The organism is Floricoccus tropicus, from assembly GCF_001832905.1.
In the GTDB taxonomy this organism is placed as follows: Bacteria; Bacillota; Bacilli; order Lactobacillales; family Streptococcaceae; genus Floricoccus; species Floricoccus tropicus.
This window is the reverse complement of the sequence record NZ_MKIR01000003.1, coordinates 37,943-55,531: the sequence shown is the minus strand read 5'-3', so window position 1 is coordinate 55,531 and position 17,589 is coordinate 37,943. Positions and strand designations below refer to the sequence as shown.

Here is a 17,589-nt window from a genome sequence, read left to right as displayed (position 1 = left end):
AATATTTGATAAGACTTTCTTGAGCAATTGAGAATTTTTTATTATATTCAATAGTATTCCGGCATAGCTCAGTTGGTAGTAGCGCATGACTGTTAATCATGATGTCGTAGGTTCGAGTCCTACTGCCGGAGTAATATTATCTAGTACTTCTCGCGAAGTACTTTTTTTGTGCAAAATTTATGCTTTTCTATAGTGTATGCCGGCTTACTTTTTAACTCTTTTATGTTAACATTAATATATAAATAGAAAACACAGAGGAATCAATGAAAAAATTATTATTAATAGATGGAAGTTCCATTGCTTTTAGAGCTTTTTTTGCTTTATATACTCAAATTGATAAATTTAAAGCTCCTAATGGACTGCATAATAATGCTATATACGGTTTTCATACTATGCTTTCAAACGTAATTGCTGCTGAAAATCCTTCTCATATCTTAATTGCTTTTGATGCTGGAAAAACGACTTTTAGAACAAAGATGTATCCTGAATATAAAGGTGGTCGTGCAAAAACTCCTGATGAGTTTAGAGAGCAGTTTCCATTCATTAGAGAGATGATTGATGCATTAGGTATTAAACATTATGAGTTAGACGATTATGAAGCTGACGATATAATTGGTACTCTTGCTCATCAAGCAGATCTTTCTGATTTTGATGCAATCACTGTTGTAAGTGGTGATCGAGATTTAACTCAATTAACTACTCAAAAGATTACTGTAGAAATTACTATAAAAGGTGTTGGTGAGCTTGAAACTTATACACCTGATTACATGATGGAAAAACTTGGCTTAACAACTGATCAATTTATTGACTTAAAAGCATTGATGGGTGATAAATCTGATAATATTCCAGGTGTAACTAAAATTGGTGAGAAGACAGGTATAAAACTTCTTCTAGAGTATGGAAGTCTTGAAGGTATTTATGACAATATTGATAGCATGAAAAAGTCTAAAATGAAAGAAAATCTTATCAATGACAAGGATCAAGCTTTCCTATCGAAAGAACTTGCTACGATTGATAAACATTCTCCTATTACAATTACTCTTGATGATACTGTTTATAATGGTCCAGATTTTGATAAACTTATTAAATTTTATGATACTATGGGATTCAAAAAATTTAAGGATGAGCTATCTGGTGATAATATTCCACAAGTTGAAAAGTCAGAAATTGCTTATACATTGATATCAAACCAAGATGAATTGAATGATTTGGATTTTTCAAGTGATCAGTTCTTATACTTAGAAATTTTAGGCGAAAGCTATCACAAGTCTGATATTATCGGTTTTGCTTGGGGTAATAAAGATAACTTTTATGTGTCTAAGAATCTTTTACTTCTTTCAGATGAAAGATTCAAAATTCCACAAAATACTTATGATTTTAAGAAAAATAAGGTTCTTTTCCATCGTCAAGGTGTAGATTATCCGTTAGTTGAATTTGATAGCATGCTTGCTAAGTATCTTATTAGTACGACTGAGGACAATAAGATTGCAACAATAGCTGACTTCTACGAACTGGAGCCGATTGCTAGTGATGACGAAGTATATGGTAAGGGGGCTAAGATTGCTGTACCAGAAGATGACGAGTTATTTGACCATCTAGCTCGTAAAGTGAGAGTTCTTGCTGAATCAAAAGGACTTATGGAAGAAGATTTGAATAACTATTCTCAAAAAGAACTGCTATCTGATATGGAAATGCCTTTATCTGACGTCTTGGCGAAAATGGAAATTCGCGGTATAAAAGTAAACCGTGATACCCTTAATCAAATTGGCCAAGAAAATGAAAAGTCGATTGAAAAGTTAACTTCAGAAATCTATGAGATGGCTGGTGAAGAGTTTAATATTAATTCTCCTAAGCAACTCGGTGTAATTCTTTTTGAAAAAATGGGACTTCCTGTCATTAAGAAAACGAAAACTGGCTACTCTACTGCTGTTGATGTGTTAGAAATTCTTGCGCCACAAGCTCCAATTGTAGATAAGATTTTAAAATATAGACAGCTTACTAAGATTCAATCTACCTATGTACAAGGATTAAGTAATGAGATTGCTCCAGATGATAAAATTCATACAAGATATGTTCAGGACTTAACTCAAACTGGTCGTTTAAGTAGTGTTGAACCTAATCTTCAAAATATTCCAGTTCGTCTTGAAGAAGGTAGAAAAATACGTAAAGCTTTTGTTCCAGAATGGGATGATAGCGTACTTTTATCAAGTGATTATTCTCAAATTGAGTTACGTGTTTTGGCACATATTTCTGGCGATGAACACTTGATTGCTGCTTTTGAGAATGGTGATGATATTCATACTTCAACGGCTCAACGTGTGTTTGATATTGAAAACCCTGATGATGTAACTGCTAATGATAGAAGAAATGCTAAGGCAGTAAACTTTGGTGTGGTCTATGGTATTTCCGATTTTGGATTATCAAATAATTTAGGTATTTCAAGAGCTGAAGCTAAGAAGTATATTGATACTTATTTTGAACGCTATCCGGGTATTAAAAATTATATGGAAGAAATAGTACGATTTGCTAAGGATAAAGGTTATGTTGAAACTCTTTATCACAGACGTCGTAAACTTCCTGATATCAATGCCCGTAATTTTAATGTTCGCCAATTTGCTGAGAGGACAGCTATCAATTCGCCAATTCAAGGAAGTGCGGCAGATATTTTAAAAGTTGCCATGATTAATTTAGATAAGAAATTAACTGAAGGAAACTTCAAATCTAAGATGCTACTTCAGGTACATGATGAAATTGTTTTAGAAGTTCCCAATTCAGAACTAGAAGAAGTTGGGAAATTAGTTAAAGATACAATGGAAAGTGCTATTGAATTGAAAGTTCCACTAATTGCAGATGAAAATAGTGGTAAAACATGGTATGAAGCTAAGTAATATGCTTAGCTTTTTTCTCTTATAGTCACTTAAAAATAGATTAATACATCGTTGCGATTTATACTAATTAAGCTTGCTTATTAAAGTATAATCGACATCGGAGCAAGGCGTAGTGACTCATCTCAATGAACGCTAGTTATATCATCAATTCGTCGCCACTAGAACTAATTGCTTCAGTAATTTAAGTTCTATGGACATCGTAGCGAAGCGAAGGGTCTTGTCTTGCGACTTACACTAATAAGTTTGCTTATTTAAGTGTAATCAACAGCGTAGTAAAACGAAGGTATTTCTATTTTAATCAACTATAGAACTTTGTGAGTTTAAACGCTTACAAAATGTGATAAAATATACTTATACAAAGGAGGACGAATAATGAATTATGAATTTAAAAACCCATCAGATGAAGTGATTTATTCTTATCTAGAAAAAGCTAAAAATATTGCGGTAGTAGGGCTTAGTGATGACGAAACTAAGACAAGTAATAGGGTAGCTAAGGTGCTACAAGATTTTGGTTACAAAATTATTCCTGTTAATCCTAGTCTTGCTGGACAAGAAGTTCTTGGTGAAAAAGCATATGCGAGTATCAAGGATATTCCAGTTCATATTGATATAGTAGATGTATTTCGTAGAAGTGAATTTTTACCACAAGTTGCTGAGGAATTTATTGAAACAGATGCTGATGTTTTCTGGGCTCAACTTGGATTACAAAATGAAGAGGCAGAAGAAATTTTACGCTCTAATGGTAAAAATGAAATTGTAATGAACAGATGTATAAAGATAGAATTAGCAAATTCAGGACTTGTACGTAAATAATAAACAAATCTTTTGGCAAATTCTTTTTCACTTGCTAGAATGGATACAACGTAATATTAATAAGTGAAGGAGAGAAGACTGCTTGCAGTCTTTTAACAATTATATGTATCAAGTAGTAAAATTAGTTGGAGATACCGAACCCTGGTGGTTTTTTGAGGATTGGAAAAAAGATATCATAACTTTAGAAGAATTTGATAACTTTTATGAAGCTTTAAAAATATATAAGAAGAATATAGAGCAGGCGGTTGACTCTTATGAAATGTATCAAAGTAGATCAGATTTTCTAGCAACATTTTGGAATACTCAAGAACAAATTTGGTGTGAAGAATGTGGTGAAGATTTACAACAGTACCATTCTTTAACCTTGCTAGAGGACTGGCATCCAGTAACTAGTTATGAGAAAAGAAATCCATACTCTAAAACAAGTGGTTGTACACCATTCAAGATGTGTTCTAGAAAATTAAAAAATGAATAACAAAAAAATCGTTTCTTTTAAATAAAGAAGCGATTTTTGTTATATTTTAGTCTATTTTTCGTATTAAAATCTACAAAGGAGAAACACATGGTACTGGAAAAAGCAAAAATAATAATTCAATTAGCTATAGAAAGAAGCGTTCATGATATATATTTCTTACCTAAAGAAAATTCCTATGAGATTAGATATAGATCATCCAAAGAAAACATACTGCATGAAAAACTTTCTATTGAAGAATCAATAACATTAATTTCACACTTTAAGTTTATCTCAGGTATGAATGTAGGCGAAAAGAGACGGTCACAACTAGGATCCTGTAATTATAGTATTGGTTCAATAAAGAGAAGATTACGTCTTTCAACTGTTGGTGATGTTTTTGGACTAGAAAGTTTGGTAATTCGTATTCTTTATAGTGAGGAAGATGATTCCCAGTTTTGGTTTAATGGGCAAGAAGAAGTTGCGAAGATTATAAATGGACGTGGTCTTTATCTCTTCTCAGGTCCTGTAGGGAGTGGTAAGACGACTCTAATGTACCTTTTGGCTAGGTTGAAATTTGAAGGTAAGCAAGTTATCACCATTGAAGACCCAGTTGAAATTATTCAAAAAAATTTTTTACAACTCCAATTGAATAGAACGATAGGGAATGACTATGATAGTTTGATAAAACTATCTCTCAGACATATGCCTGATTTGGTTATTGTTGGAGAAATTAGAGATGAACAAACAGCTCGAGCGGTAATACGTGCTAGTTTGACTGGCTATACAGTTTTTTCAACAATTCATGCAAAGAGTGTTAAAGGTGCCTATGAAAGACTTTTAGAACTAGGAATAAGTAAATCAGAAATTGAAAATTCCGTATCAGCAGTTATTTATCAACGTCTTTTAGTTGGTAAAGGCCTAATTGACTTTTCTATAGGTAATGTACAAAATCACAGAGGGGAGAAATGGAATGAACAACTTGAAAAATTATTTGCAGATGGACATATCTCTCATGATGAGAAAGAATCCGAAAAAATTATCACTTAAAAAACAAGTGAAGCTTATTCAACTCATGAATAATTTATTCTCAAGTGGATTCACATTAACCGAAATTGTTAATTTCCTGTCAAAAAGCGGACTAGTGGAACAAGGATTTACACAAGTAATGTATAAAGACTTGACGGAAGGAAAAAATTTGTCAGAAATATTGGATCATTTAGGTTTTTCTAAAAATGTTGTAACTCAGGTGTCCCTTGCTGATTATCATGGAAATATTGAGCAATCATTAAATTTGATAGAAATAAATTTGAGAAAGATACTTGATGTTAGAAAGAAAATAATTCAAGTTGCTACATATCCAGTAATTCTTATTTTTTTCTTAATAGCTATTATGGTGGGACTTAACAAGTATTTATTTGAACAAAATGACTCTGAGAATTATGCAAGTTTTTTCGTAAGGAATTTACCACAAATATTTTTTATTGGATCTGTATTTATTAGTATTTTAATAATATGCATATTGATATATTTCAAGAGAAAAAAATCAATTAATAACTATCAACTAATAATGAATGTCCCTTTTATTTCTTCAGTTGTGCAAACATATTTGACCGCATATTATGCGCGTGAATGGGGAAATTTAATTGGACAAGGAATTGAAATGAACTGTATTGTAAGTTTAATGCAGGGGCAAAAAAATAAACTTTTTTCTGAACTTGGATTTGAATTTTCAGAGCAAATGAAGAAAGGTCAGGAGTTTAGCAAACAAGTTGAATCATATTCTTTTTTTAAGAGAGAATTAGCACTTATAATCGAATATGGAGAGATGAAATCGAAACTTGGTAAGGAGCTAGAAATTTATTCAGATGAGTGCTGGAATGAATTTTTTATAAAAATAGATAGGTATCTTCAACTTATACAACCTGCAATTTTTCTTTTTGTAGCACTTATGATAATTATGATTTATGCGGCTATGTTGCTGCCAATTTACCAAAATATGGAGGGATTTATATGAGAAAAATCTTACGAAAACGTCTACCAGCCTTTACTTTAATTGAAATGTTAATAGTACTTCTTATAATCAGTGTTTTGATTTTATTATTTGTACCAAATTTATCGAAACAAAAAGAAAAAATAAATGAAACCGGTCAAGGAGCAGTAGTAAAAGTTGTGGAGAGCCAAGCGGAGCTATTTGAGCTAAATAATGGAAAATCAGCTAGTTTAAAGGAACTACTAGCGGATAATAGTATCACACAGGAACAGTATAAGACTTATAAGGAATACTATGAAAAAAATTCAAATAAGACAGCTAAGATTCCGAATTAGTGCCTTTACATTATTAGAAAGTGTGATGAGTTTATTCGTAATATCCTTTATTTTTATGATGTTTACAATATCATTTACAAATACAATAAATATTATAAAGGGAGAGCTATTTATTTTGAGATTCGAGCGTATTTATAGAGATACCCAATTTCAAAGTATGGTAAGAAAACAGTCCAATAATTTAGAGATTGTAAATAAAAAACTTTTGTATCTTGGAAAGGAAGTTGAAATTCCTAATCAAGTAGAATTTCTTAATTCATACAAGATACGCTTTTCTGAAGATGGGGGAAATTCAAGTTTACAAAAAATTGAAATTTATCTTCCATACACGGAAAAGAAGATGAATTATCAGTTGTATGTAGGGAGTGGTAAGTATAGAAAAAGTATTAGTTAAGGGATATATATTATTAGAAAGTTTATTTGCATTATTAATTTTATCTATGCTTACTACGATTATTCTATTCGAAGTGGATAGAAGCCGTAGACAGCATACGGAATTATTGCGTCAAGCAGAAGTCTTAAATGTGGCGAAAATGGCTTACGACTCTGAAATAAATGATTTACAGATAAATGGCGTATCTGTAAAGATTGTAAAAAGCGAAACTACAATAAAAATTTATGACAATCAAAAGGAGGTATTAAAGCTTGAATTTAAATAGAATCAAAGCTTTTACTTTGATTGAGTGTTTAGTCGCTCTTTTTGTAATATCTGGAAGTTTAATGGTTGTACAAGGTTTAACAAAACTGTTAAGTGAAGATGTGAGGTATATAAATACAGATAAAACACTTGATTGGCAACTTTTTTGTGGCATGCTTAGAAGAGAATTAGATGGAAGTGAATTAATAAAAGTTGAAAATAATTACTTATATGTGAAGAAAAATAATGACCTTAGATTTGGTCAATCAGTGGGAAGCCCAGATTTTCGTAAGACACATTCAAGTGGTAGAGGATACCAACCAATGCTTTTCGATATAAAGTCAGCAGAAATTAAAGAACTCGATAAATTAGTTAAATTTAAAATTACTTTTGATAATGAACAAAGCTTTGATATGCTCTATAAATTTCAAGAAGGGATTGAGTAATGAAAGTTAGAGCAGGTATATTAATACATGTTTTATTTTTGGCAATAATTTTTACATTCATTTTAGAATTTTATATCACGGTGACTATAGATGATAGAAAAAATATCGAATCTCAAACAAATCAAATTAAGGCAGAAATGATTACTGATTTAGCTAAAAATAAAATTAAAACAACTGGGGAGAAAAAAGGGCAGTTAGAATTCGATAGTGGAATTTGCTATTTTGAAACTGAAGATGAGCACTATAATTTTAAGATTCAATTTAATAAAGAAAAAGCTCAGTCTTATTCTTTTAAGGTCGCAAAATAAATTTGATTTTGCTATACTTTAGATTATGGAAATAACAGAAAAAGCACCCGCGAAAATTAATTTAGGGTTAGATATAATTGGGAAAAGACATGATGGCTTTCATGAACTTGATATGATTATGGCAAGTGTAGATCTAGCTGATCGTATAACTATTAAGGAGCTTGATAACGATAAGATAGTTATCAAGTCAAATAGTATATCAGTTCCGCAAAATAGTAAAAATCATGCTTATAAAGCTGCTCAAGTAATTAAACGCGAATTTAATATTAAAAAAGGAGTAGAAATTTTTATTCATAAGATTACACCTGTTGCAGCTGGTTTAGCAGGGGGATCAAGCGATGCTGCTGCTACACTTCGTGCTTTGAATACTTTATGGAATCTACAACTTTCCAAAGAAGAGCTTGCTGAGCTAGGTGAAGAAGTGGGGAGCGATGTCCCATACTGTGTTTATGGTGGAGTGGCGCGTGTTGGTGGACGTGGTGAAATCGTACAGCCATTACCTAACAATTTAAGCTATTGGGTAGTGCTAGTTAAGCCAGAATTTGGAGTGTCAACACCTGCAGTGTTTAAAAAAGTTAAGCTAGATTCAATTAAACATGCGAATATTGATATTTTAGAAGAAGCTGTCATCAACCAAAACATGGATATAATAAATAAGAACCTATCGAATTCATTGGAGCCTATAACAATAAATATGCACCCAGAAATATTAAAGATAAAGGAAGTTCTTTCTGAAGCTGGTGCCGATGGTGTTTTAATGAGTGGAAGTGGACCTACAGTATTTGCAATTTTTGATAAGAAAAGTAGAGCTGAAAGAGCAGTAAATAGTATAAAGGGATTTTGTAAAGAAGTATATTTGGTAAGAAATTTATGATTACACTTGTAAACGATAAATATATTTGTTATAATTCAAACATACATTAATAAAGAAAGTATAGGATATAACAAACATATGAAAAAAATAGTAAGTGTTTTTGCAATTTTAATCGTTGCAGTAGGTTTAGTAGCCTGTAGTAAACCAAAAACAAGTGATAAGATTCAAATAAGCACAACTTTTTATCCCATGTATGAATTTACTAAAGAAGTAGCAGGAGATCATGCTGACGTGTCTTACCTAGTACCTGCGGGTCAAGAAGTTCATGATTATGAACCAAGTGCGCGTGATATGGCAAAAATCACTGACAGTGACGTCTTAGTTTATAATAATGATAATTTAGAAAAATGGTTCAGCGATGCTAAAAAGAACATCAAAGATAAAACATTAATTATTGAAGCAAGTAAAGATATAAAAATGTTAGATTTTGATCAAGAAGCCGGACATGATCATGGGGAAGATTCCGATAGTGATCACAGTCATGAAGAAGGCTCAGTTGATCCTCATACATGGCTTTCATTGAAGAATGCGCAGATTGAAGTTCAAACTATTGCTGATGCTCTTTCAAAAAAATATCCAGATTTTAAAGATGATTTTCAAGAAAATACCCAAGCATATCTAGAGAAACTTGATAATTTGGAGAAAGAATATGCAACTAGTTTAGATTCTGCTAGTAACAAGAAATTTGTGACCCAACATGCTGCATTTGGATATTTAGCTAACGATTATGGATTGACACAAATTGCAATTGCAGGTCTTACTCCTGATGCTGAACCATCAAGTGCTACTCTTGCAAAACTCAAAAAAATAATGCAAGAAAACAATCTTAATATTGTTTACTTTGAAGAAAATGCTGATGATAAGATTGCTAAAACTTTAGCTAATGAGGTTGGTGCAGAAACCCTTGTTCTTAATACTGTTGAAGGTATAACAAAGGATGAGCAGAAAAATGGAGCAACTTACATTTCAATAATGGAAGCAAATCTAGAGAATTTAAAGAAGAGCGTAAAGTAAATGCGATATATTGATGTAAAAGATTTGTCTTTTTACTATGATGATGAGCCAGTATTAGAAAATATAAGTTATTATGTTGATGACAAAGAGTTTGTAACATTGACAGGAGAAAATGGGGCTGCTAAGTCTACTTTATTAAAAGCAACCCTTGGAATATTACATCCTCAAAAAGGAACTGTAGAAATATCAAAACTTAATAATAAAGGAAAGAGATTAAGAATTTCATACCTACCACAACAAGTAGCAAGTTTTAATGCGGGATTTCCTAGTACAGTTTATGAATTTGTATCTAGTGGGCGTTTCCCAAGAAATGGGTGGTTTAAGAAACTAACTACCCATGACTATGAACATGTTGAAAAATCTTTGAAGTCAGTGGGAATGTGGGGATTTAAAGATAAGAAAATTGGGGAACTATCTGGAGGACAAAAGCAAAGAATAGTCATTGCTAGAATGTTTGCTTCTGATCCTGATTTATTTATTCTTGATGAGCCTACAACTGGGATGGATGACGTAAGTAGACGTGATTTTTATGAGTTAATGCACCATAGTGTCCATCATCATGGAAAATCAGTTTTAATGATCACACATGATGCTGAGGATGTTAAAGAATTTGCTGATAGAAATATTCATTTAGTACGAAATCAAGATTCACCTTGGCGTTGTTTTAGCGTCCATAATGAAAGTCATGACGATTGGAGGAGTGAATGATGGAGATACTTCAATATGACTTTATGGTACGTGCCCTTCTAGCAATTGTTGCAATGTCACTTTTTGCCCCATTACTTGGTGTATTTCTGATTTTAAGAAGACAAAGTTTAATGAGTGATACACTAAGTCATGTTTCATTGGCTGGTGTTGCTTTTGGACTATTACTTGGCATCTCTCCAACTATTGCAACTCTAATAGTTGTAGTTTTAGCTGCAATATTACTCGAATATCTAAGAACCGTTTATAGTGATTTTCTCGAAGTAGCAACAGCTATATTGATGAGTTTGGGGTTATCAGTTGCTCTGATTGTTACAAGTAAATCAGGTGGTGCAAATTCGGTAAATATAGATCAATACCTTTTTGGTTCAATTGTTACAATTTCAAATACTCAAGTTATATTACTTTTTGTTATGGCTGCAGTTATTTTGGTTTTATTTCTACTTTTTATTAGACCAATGTACGTTTTAACTTTTGATGAAGATGTAGCCTTTGTTGATGGACTACCAGTGAGATTCATGTCAGTTGCATTTAATATAGTTACAGGTATTGCAATTGCCTTGATGATTCCAGTTGCTGGTGCCTTACTTGTGAGTGCTATCATGGTAATGCCAGCTAGTATTGCGCTTCGTTTAGCTAGATCATTTAAGACAGTTATGTTAATTAGTGTAGTTCTTGGATTTATTGGTATGGTTAGTGGATTACTTATATCCTACTACGCATCAACACCAGCCAGCGCAAGTATTACAATAGTATTTGTCTTTATGTTTATATTGATGTTTGTCTATAAGAGACTAACAATTAAAAATAAATAAACTAAAAATCCTCAGTTAACTTCTTGAAAAAGTTGTTCTGAGGATTTTTAGTTAAGTAAATTTTAAGAAAAAATTTGTAAAGTATCATCAAATGTCTTACTAGGAGCAAAAACTTGTATTTTTTGCTCAGTGAGAGGGTGGTTAAAAGAAAGTTCTTTTGCATGGAGCATAAGTCTATTAGCTTTTAACTTACCATATACTTTATCACCAATAAGGGGATGTGACTCGTAAGCAAGATGAACACGAATTTGATGTGTCCTTCCTGTCTCCAGTTTACACTCTACAAGAGAAACTTGAGAAAAGTTTTTAATAATTTTCACATTAGTTATTGCTTTTTTACCAGATGAACTTACAATCTGTTTCTTTTTATCATGACGGTCTCGTCCTATAGGCTTATTGACAGTGAAGATTGTTTTGTTAAAATTACCTTGAGAAAGTGCTTGGTAAGTACGATGTATTTGTCGTTTTTCAAGCATTTGGCTGAGAATCGGTAGAATAAACTGGTTTTTAGCAAAAAGGATTGCTCCACTTGTTTCTTGATCTAGACGATGGACAACATAAGCAGGATGATTAAGATATGCTGAAACGTGGTTCAAAAGAGCAATTTCGTTTGGATTATTAGGATGAGTTTTCATACCTTCCGGTTTATTAACGATTATGATATGTTCATCTTCGAAAAGGATGTCTACAAATTCTTTTTGACCATATGTTATTTTTGTTTGCGGAAAATCCTCAAGGTCAAATTTTATTGTGACAACATCTCCTTCCATAACCTTGTCGTTCCAATTGACATTTTGGTTATTTACAAGTATATTTTTTTTAGTCCTTAGAAAATGACGTTGTTTACGAGGAACAAGCCATTTTTCTTCTAGCAAGTTATTTATTGTTATATTTTGAAATTTTTGTGGTATTGTAATCTTATATTCCATAATAAATATTTTATCATAATATTGCATTAATTATTAATAAATAAAAAACAAGTGGAGGTTAAACACTTGAGCGAAAAATATAGTCGAACAAATAGAAATGAAAAATCAAAGAAAGGAAGAAGTAAATTTTCTCCATTTGCTGATGAAAAAGAAATAGATAAAGGAAATCAACAAACTACTAAAGAAGATACAGTTGAAGTTTTATCTGATAAACCAATAAAAAAAACAGTTGATAATGATAAGGAAAAAAAATCAAAACACCCCAAGTGGAATAAGTTTAGAAATTGGTGGAAACGTCATAACTTAACTAAAGCATTATTATTATTAGTTTTAACATTTATTTTGGTTATTGGAGGCTATCTTTTTTATCTTGCAAAAACAGCAAATGTTTCAGACTTACAAGAGTCTTTGAGGACCACTACCACAATTATGGATAAAGATGGTGATGCAGCAGGTACAATGTACGGTCAGAAAGGGACGTATGTTGATATCGACAAAATATCGCCTAACGTCATTAATGCTGTTGTTGCAACAGAGGATAGGACATTTTATGAAAATAGGGGTGTTAATATTAAGCGTACCTTACTTGCCGTAGCTACTTTTGGTAGATTTGGAGGTGGTTCTACAATAACGCAACAATTAGCAAAGAATGCATATCTGTCTCAAAATAGAACAATTGATAGGAAGGCCAAAGAGATATTTTTGGCTATGGAGATAACTAAGAAATACAAAAAAGATGACATCATGGCTATGTACCTTAATAATTCATATTTTGGTAATGGAATTTGGGGCATCGAAGATGCATCACATAAATATTTTGGGAAGAATGCAAGTGATTTAACAATTGATGAAGCTGCTACATTAGCTGGTATATTAAAATGGCCTGAAGTTTATAATCCTTTATATAAAGATGGTACTTATGCAACAAATAGGCGTAATACTGTTTTACAAAATATGGTTAATGCTGGATTACTAGGACAGGCTGATGCTGATCAATATTCTTCAATTGATATTCAAAGTGTATTAGCTGATAATTATGTTGGAAAAGATGATGATTATAAGTATCCTTCATATTTTGATGCGGTTATTCAAGAAGCAATAAGTAAATATGGACTAACAGAAAATGAAATATTAAATAATGGATATAAAATATATACAGGATTAGATCAAAATTATCAATATGGTCTTCAACAAACTTATGCAACTTCAGGGTTATTCCCGGTTGCTGCTGATGGAACTGTTGCTCAGAGTGCCAGTGTTGCCTTGGATCCTAGTAGTGGAGCAGTTGCTGCCTTAGTTGGGAAGGTTCCTACCTCAGCTGATAATTCTTTTCGAGGTTTTAACTTTGCAACACAATCCCAAAGGAGTCCAGGGTCAACAATTAAACCATTAGTTGTTTATAGTCCAGCTGTTGAGGCGGGATGGTCAATTAACGAGATGCTTGATGACCAACCACATGATTATAATGGTTATAAACCTGAAAACTATTCAAAAACTTATCAAGGTCAGGTTCCAATGTATCAAGCACTTGCAGATAGTTTGAATCTTCCTGCTATCTATACAGTCGATAAGCTTGGTGTTAAGACGGCTGTAGCTAAAGGAAAATCTTTTGGTCTTAATTTATCAGAGAAAAATGAAGAGTTACAGGTGGCTCTTGGTGGAGGAGTTGTAACAAATCCATGGCAAATGGCACAAGCTTATGGTACATTTGCTAATAATGGAATTATGAATGAAGCACATTTAATTACTAAAATTGAAAATTCAAGTGGACAAGTAATTAAGACATATCAACAAAATCAAAAACGAGTAATTGACAAAAACACAAATGATAAGATGACAAGTATGATGCTTGGAACATATACTAATGGTACAGGTATATATGCTGCTCCTAGTGGTTATACATTAGCTGGGAAAACGGGTACAACTGAGACTCCTGATAATACAGGTAATACTAATGACCAATGGGTTATTGGCTATACACCGGATATAGTTATGGCATTGTGGTTAGGATTTGAAAAAACAGATGAAACACATTTCCTACAAGGATCTAGTACCGATCAAGCATCCACAATATTTAGAACAGCAGCAAGCTATATTCTTCCTTATACCAAAGGTACACAATTCTCAGTAGAAAATGCTTATGCAATGAATGGGCAGGATCCTATAATAAATCAAACAGAGAAACCTAACACAGAGGCTCAGGATAATATACTTAAAGATGCTCAGGAAAAGGCTAAAGATATTTCTGGCAAAGTTAAGGATAAAGTTAAAGAATCTGGCATAGGAGATAAATTAAAAGATTTCTGGGATGATTTACGTTCAAGATTTTAGTAATTGTCAATTATGTTATAATATGATAAAATAAACTTTCGATAGGAGTAAACATGTTAAAAAAAGCATCTCTTGCGTGCACAGTATGTGGATCACGCAATTATTCAATAAATGTAAGTAGTAATGCTAAAGAAAAACGTTTAGTTGTAAACAAATTCTGTAAGCATTGTAAAAAACACACAGAACATAAAGAAACGAGGTAAGAGCTACTAGCTCATAAGAAAGTATGAATTTTATCAAAAGTGTCTTCGATTTAATGAAAAAAGTTACTTGGCCAACTAAAAAAGAAGCAGCAATTGATTTCGCGGGAGTTATCGAATATTCTGCTTTCTTCTTAGTTATCATTTATGTATTTGATACTTTAATCAAAACAGGTATCACATCGATCTTAAGTTTATTTGCAAAATAGTATAGCTAATTTAAACTTTTATGATATAATAAAAAAAACAAAGCCTTTAGGGGCTTTTTTAAGTTGAAAATTTGTTTTCTTGATGGTTAGACGAATAGAAAACTAGTGTAATTGACTAATTAAAAGGAGAAAAAATGGATAATTTAACAAGTTTCGATCAAGGTTGGTTTGTAATTCAAACTTATTCAGGATATGAAAATAAGGTAAAAGAAACTTTACTTGAGCGTGCACAAACTTATAATATGACTGATAATATTCTTCGAATTGAAATTCCAACAGAAACAGTAACTCAAGAAGTTAATGGAAAAGTTAAAGAAACTGAAGAAAATATGTTTCCAGGTTATGTTTTAGTTGAGATGAATATGACTGATGAAGCATGGTTTGTTGTCCGTAATACACCTAACGTTACTGGTTTCGTAGGAAGCCATGGTAATCGTAGTAAACCAACACCTTTGTTTGAAGAAGAAATTCGACATATTCTTAATGGTATGGGCAAAACATTACGTACTCAAGAACTTGACCTTAATATTGGTGATCCAGTTAAAATTATTGACGGAGCATTTGCTAACATGGTCGGAAATGTTGTTGAAGTTGTTGATAATCGTAAGCTTAAAGTTTCAATCGAAATGTTTGGTCGTGAAACTATTGTTGACCTTGACATAGATCAAATTGATGAAATTGGTGAATAATCTAAAATTAGAGAGCTTGCTCTCTCTTTTTTTTGAAGAAAAAATTTTTGTATTATAGTCACTTAAAAATAGATTAATACATCGTGGCGATTTATATTAATAAGCTTGCTTATTTAAGTGTAATCGACAGCGTAGTAAAACGAAGATATTTCTATTTTAATCAATTATATTTTTCTAAAATATTTTCTGTAAATTTTGAAAATATTCAACTTAAGGATTATTTTTGTTATAATAGTAAAAACAAATTCAAGGAGAATCAGATGTCAATAATATATCAAAGTACAAGAGATAAGAACAATAAAGTAACATCAAGTCAAGCAATACTTCAAGGTCTTGCAGTTGATGGGGGTCTATATGTTCCTACAGTTATTCCGAATATTGACTTAGATTTTGATTTCTTAAAAAATGCAAGTTATCAAGAGGTAGCAAAAGTTATTTTGTCGGCTTTTCTCGATGATTTTACAGAAGAAGAACTTTCTTATTGTATTGATAATGCTTATGACAAAAAATTTGATGATTCTTTAATTGCTCCTTTAGTAAAGGTAGGAGAACACTACAATTTAGAATTATTCCATGGAAACACAATAGCTTTTAAGGATATGGCCTTATCGATCTTACCTTATTTACTTACAACTTCTGCTAAAAAAGAAGGGGTTGAAAATGAAATTGTAATCCTTACTGCTACAAGTGGAGATACTGGGAAGGCTGCAATGGCTGGTTTCGCAGATGTTCCTAATACTCAAATTATTGTTTTTTATCCAAAAGATGGCGTAAGTGAGATTCAAAAACAGCAGATGGTTACTCAAACGGGTGATAACACACATGTTGTTGCTATAGATGGTAATTTTGATGATGCTCAGACTCAAGTTAAGAAGATGTTCAATGATACCGACCTTAGGGAGAAGATGCTAGCTAACAATAAGCAGTTTTCAAGTGCTAACTCAATGAATATCGGTCGACTAGTACCACAAATCGTTTATTATGTTTATGCTTATGCCCAGCTCCTGAAAAATGGTGCAATAACGGAAGGTCAGAAAGTTAATTTTAGCGTTCCAACAGGTAATTTTGGAAATATTTTAGCGGCCTACTATGCTAAACAGATCGGTTTACCAATTAATAAATTAATCTGTGCTTCAAATGAAAACAATGTTCTAACAGACTTTTTTAATACAGGAGCCTATGATAAAAACCGTGATTTCTTTGTTACATCAAGCCCGTCAATGGATATTTTAGTTTCTAGTAATCTGGAAAGATTAGTTTTCCATGCAACAGATAATAATGATGTTGAAACACGTGACTTGATGGATAAACTAGTTCAAAGTGGCAAGTATGAAATATCTGATGAGATGAATAATAACTTGGAAGATTTTATTGCAGGTTTTGCCAGTCAAAAACAAACAAGCGATGAAATAGCTACTATCTCTAATAAATTCTCTTATGTGGAAGACCCGCATACTGCAGTGGCAAATGCAGTTTATGATGTTTATAAGGAAGGGTCAGATGATAAGACAATCACAGTTATTGTTTCAACTGCGAGTCCATATAAATTTCCACGTGTAGTAGTTGAAGCCTTAACTGGTAAAACAAGTGAGCTAGATGACTTTGCTTTAGTAGATGAACTTGAGAAATTATCAGGAGTTAAACAACCCGCAGCAGTTAAAGATTTGAAGACAGCACCTATTCTTCATAAAACAGTAGTTGATGTCGATCAAATGCAAGACGAAGTTGAAAAATATTTGAAATTAAAATAAAGAATCGAGGGAGTTAGTTTTCCCTCGATTTTTTGGCATTTTTATTAATGTATGATTCAAATAATACATCTATAAGAAAGATAAATAGTACTATCATATGGAGATTTAAACTATTATTTGTATCAATAAGAGTTGTGAACCAGAGCATTATTATACTCACGTTAGCAACAAAATATTTTTTAGAGATAGTTTGTAGTGCTA

General features: G+C 32.1%; 20 protein-coding genes and 1 tRNA gene. 20 read left to right on the top strand and 1 reads right to left on the bottom strand.

All coding sequences use genetic code 11. From position 1 onward, the window contains the following. Positions 1 to 57: 57 nt before the first annotated feature. From BG261_RS02255 to BG261_RS02185, 15 genes are all read left to right on the top strand, one after another. Positions 58 to 131 (top strand) — tRNA-Asn (locus BG261_RS02255). 132 nt (positions 132 to 263) lie between these two features. After that, positions 264 to 2,888, top strand: coding sequence for a DNA polymerase I (gene polA, locus BG261_RS02250; protein ID WP_070791550.1), 2,625 nt, complete (start codon positions 264 to 266; stop codon positions 2,886 to 2,888). Positions 2,889 to 3,260: 372 nt separating this feature from the next. Beyond that, positions 3,261 to 3,701 carry a CoA-binding protein gene (locus BG261_RS02245; protein WP_070791549.1) on the top strand — a complete coding sequence of 147 codons (441 nt, stop codon included), beginning with the start codon at positions 3,261 to 3,263 and terminating at the stop codon, positions 3,699 to 3,701. A gap of 82 nt (positions 3,702 to 3,783) precedes the next feature. Then, the gene (locus tag BG261_RS02240) at positions 3,784 to 4,176 is read left to right on the top strand and encodes a DUF1033 family protein (RefSeq protein ID WP_233278889.1); all 393 of its coding nucleotides are present in this window, start codon (positions 3,784 to 3,786) and stop codon (positions 4,174 to 4,176) included. Between the two features lie 87 nt (positions 4,177 to 4,263). Next, the gene (gene comGA, locus BG261_RS02235; RefSeq protein WP_070791547.1) at positions 4,264 to 5,202 is read left to right on the top strand and encodes a competence type IV pilus ATPase ComGA; all 939 of its coding nucleotides are present in this window, start codon (positions 4,264 to 4,266) and stop codon (positions 5,200 to 5,202) included. Then, complete coding sequence (comGB, locus tag BG261_RS02230) at positions 5,126 to 6,169, top strand: competence type IV pilus assembly protein ComGB (RefSeq protein WP_083318245.1); 1,044 nt, start codon at positions 5,126 to 5,128, stop codon at positions 6,167 to 6,169. Before comGA ends, comGB begins: the two co-directional genes overlap by 77 nt. Continuing rightward, positions 6,166 to 6,480, top strand: a complete 315-nt coding sequence (gene comGC / locus BG261_RS02225) for a competence type IV pilus major pilin ComGC (protein ID WP_070787377.1) — start codon at positions 6,166 to 6,168, stop codon at positions 6,478 to 6,480. The genes comGB and comGC overlap by 4 nt, the downstream gene beginning before the upstream one ends. Continuing rightward, the gene (gene comGD / locus BG261_RS11380) at positions 6,440 to 6,874 is read left to right on the top strand and encodes a competence type IV pilus minor pilin ComGD (protein WP_083318244.1); all 435 of its coding nucleotides are present in this window, start codon (positions 6,440 to 6,442) and stop codon (positions 6,872 to 6,874) included. The genes comGC and comGD overlap by 41 nt, the downstream gene beginning before the upstream one ends. 46 nt (positions 6,875 to 6,920) lie before the next feature. Next, entirely contained in the window at positions 6,921 to 7,139 is a 219-nt protein-coding gene (gene comGE / locus BG261_RS02215) for a competence system putative prepilin ComGE (RefSeq protein ID WP_233278888.1), read from the top strand. Continuing rightward, positions 7,126 to 7,563, top strand: a complete 438-nt coding sequence (gene comGF, locus BG261_RS02210; protein ID WP_070791544.1) for a competence type IV pilus minor pilin ComGF — start codon at positions 7,126 to 7,128, stop codon at positions 7,561 to 7,563. The genes comGE and comGF overlap by 14 nt, the downstream gene beginning before the upstream one ends. After that, positions 7,563 to 7,871 carry a competence type IV pilus minor pilin ComGG gene (gene comGG, locus BG261_RS02205; RefSeq protein ID WP_070791543.1) on the top strand — a complete coding sequence of 103 codons (309 nt, stop codon included), beginning with the start codon at positions 7,563 to 7,565 and terminating at the stop codon, positions 7,869 to 7,871. The genes comGF and comGG overlap by 1 nt, the downstream gene beginning before the upstream one ends. 25 nt (positions 7,872 to 7,896) lie before the next feature. Next, positions 7,897 to 8,745 (top strand): 4-(cytidine 5'-diphospho)-2-C-methyl-D-erythritol kinase, encoded by an 849-nt coding sequence (gene ispE / locus BG261_RS02200; RefSeq protein WP_070791542.1) that lies wholly within the window; start codon positions 7,897 to 7,899, stop codon positions 8,743 to 8,745. A gap of 78 nt (positions 8,746 to 8,823) precedes the next feature. Next, positions 8,824 to 9,759 carry a metal ABC transporter substrate-binding protein gene (locus BG261_RS02195; protein ID WP_070791541.1) on the top strand — a complete coding sequence of 312 codons (936 nt, stop codon included), beginning with the start codon at positions 8,824 to 8,826 and terminating at the stop codon, positions 9,757 to 9,759. Beyond that, positions 9,760 to 10,467, top strand: a complete 708-nt coding sequence (locus tag BG261_RS02190) for a metal ABC transporter ATP-binding protein (protein WP_070791540.1) — start codon at positions 9,760 to 9,762, stop codon at positions 10,465 to 10,467. After that, positions 10,464 to 11,279, top strand: coding sequence for a metal ABC transporter permease (locus tag BG261_RS02185; RefSeq protein ID WP_070791539.1), 816 nt, complete (start codon positions 10,464 to 10,466; stop codon positions 11,277 to 11,279). Before BG261_RS02190 ends, BG261_RS02185 begins: the two co-directional genes overlap by 4 nt. 62 nt (positions 11,280 to 11,341) lie before the next feature. Here the strand turns inward: BG261_RS02185 and BG261_RS02180 are convergent, their stop codons facing one another. Beyond that, positions 11,342 to 12,208 carry an RluA family pseudouridine synthase gene (locus BG261_RS02180; RefSeq protein ID WP_070791538.1) on the bottom strand — a complete coding sequence of 289 codons (867 nt, stop codon included), beginning with the start codon at positions 12,206 to 12,208 and terminating at the stop codon, positions 11,342 to 11,344. 153 nt (positions 12,209 to 12,361) lie between these two features. Here BG261_RS02180 and pbp2a point away from each other — a divergent pair, with 153 nt between their 5' ends. From pbp2a to thrC, 5 genes are all read left to right on the top strand, one after another. Next, positions 12,362 to 14,539 carry a penicillin-binding protein PBP2A gene (gene pbp2a, locus BG261_RS02175; protein WP_070791551.1) on the top strand — a complete coding sequence of 726 codons (2,178 nt, stop codon included), beginning with the start codon at positions 12,362 to 12,364 and terminating at the stop codon, positions 14,537 to 14,539. A 53-nt stretch (positions 14,540 to 14,592) separates the two neighbouring features. After that, positions 14,593 to 14,742 (top strand): 50S ribosomal protein L33, encoded by a 150-nt coding sequence (gene rpmG / locus BG261_RS11095; protein ID WP_070787386.1) that lies wholly within the window; start codon positions 14,593 to 14,595, stop codon positions 14,740 to 14,742. Between the two features lie 23 nt (positions 14,743 to 14,765). Further along, positions 14,766 to 14,948 (top strand): preprotein translocase subunit SecE, encoded by a 183-nt coding sequence (secE, locus tag BG261_RS02170; RefSeq protein ID WP_070787387.1) that lies wholly within the window; start codon positions 14,766 to 14,768, stop codon positions 14,946 to 14,948. 134 nt (positions 14,949 to 15,082) lie between these two features. After that, on the top strand, positions 15,083 to 15,637 hold the full coding sequence (gene nusG, locus BG261_RS02165; protein ID WP_070787388.1) for a transcription termination/antitermination protein NusG: 555 nt from the start codon (positions 15,083 to 15,085) through the stop codon (positions 15,635 to 15,637). Between the two features lie 260 nt (positions 15,638 to 15,897). After that, complete coding sequence (gene thrC, locus BG261_RS02160; protein ID WP_070791537.1) at positions 15,898 to 17,388, top strand: threonine synthase; 1,491 nt, start codon at positions 15,898 to 15,900, stop codon at positions 17,386 to 17,388. Positions 17,389 to 17,589 lie beyond the last annotated feature (201 nt).

Coding starts and splice junctions, on each gene's coding strand:
- nusG (WP_070787388.1), top strand. CDS start 15,083: ATGGATAATTTAACAAGTTTCGATCAAGGTTGGTTTGTAATTCAAACT.
- ispE (WP_070791542.1), top strand. CDS start 7,897: ATGGAAATAACAGAAAAAGCACCCGCGAAAATTAATTTAGGGTTAGAT.
- comGB (WP_083318245.1), top strand. CDS start 5,126: ATGAACAACTTGAAAAATTATTTGCAGATGGACATATCTCTCATGATG.
- comGC (WP_070787377.1), top strand. CDS start 6,166: ATGAGAAAAATCTTACGAAAACGTCTACCAGCCTTTACTTTAATTGAA.
- BG261_RS02195 (WP_070791541.1), top strand. CDS start 8,824: ATGAAAAAAATAGTAAGTGTTTTTGCAATTTTAATCGTTGCAGTAGGT.
- rpmG (WP_070787386.1), top strand. CDS start 14,593: ATGTTAAAAAAAGCATCTCTTGCGTGCACAGTATGTGGATCACGCAAT.
- BG261_RS02245 (WP_070791549.1), top strand. CDS start 3,261: ATGAATTATGAATTTAAAAACCCATCAGATGAAGTGATTTATTCTTAT.
- BG261_RS02185 (WP_070791539.1), top strand. CDS start 10,464: ATGATGGAGATACTTCAATATGACTTTATGGTACGTGCCCTTCTAGCA.
- comGG (WP_070791543.1), top strand. CDS start 7,563: ATGAAAGTTAGAGCAGGTATATTAATACATGTTTTATTTTTGGCAATA.
- comGE (WP_233278888.1), top strand. CDS start 6,921: ATGCTTACTACGATTATTCTATTCGAAGTGGATAGAAGCCGTAGACAG.
- comGA (WP_070791547.1), top strand. CDS start 4,264: ATGGTACTGGAAAAAGCAAAAATAATAATTCAATTAGCTATAGAAAGA.
- thrC (WP_070791537.1), top strand. CDS start 15,898: ATGTCAATAATATATCAAAGTACAAGAGATAAGAACAATAAAGTAACA.
- polA (WP_070791550.1), top strand. CDS start 264: ATGAAAAAATTATTATTAATAGATGGAAGTTCCATTGCTTTTAGAGCT.
- secE (WP_070787387.1), top strand. CDS start 14,766: ATGAATTTTATCAAAAGTGTCTTCGATTTAATGAAAAAAGTTACTTGG.
- comGD (WP_083318244.1), top strand. CDS start 6,440: ATGAAAAAAATTCAAATAAGACAGCTAAGATTCCGAATTAGTGCCTTT.
- BG261_RS02180 (WP_070791538.1), bottom strand. CDS start 12,208: ATGGAATATAAGATTACAATACCACAAAAATTTCAAAATATAACAATA.
- BG261_RS02190 (WP_070791540.1), top strand. CDS start 9,760: ATGCGATATATTGATGTAAAAGATTTGTCTTTTTACTATGATGATGAG.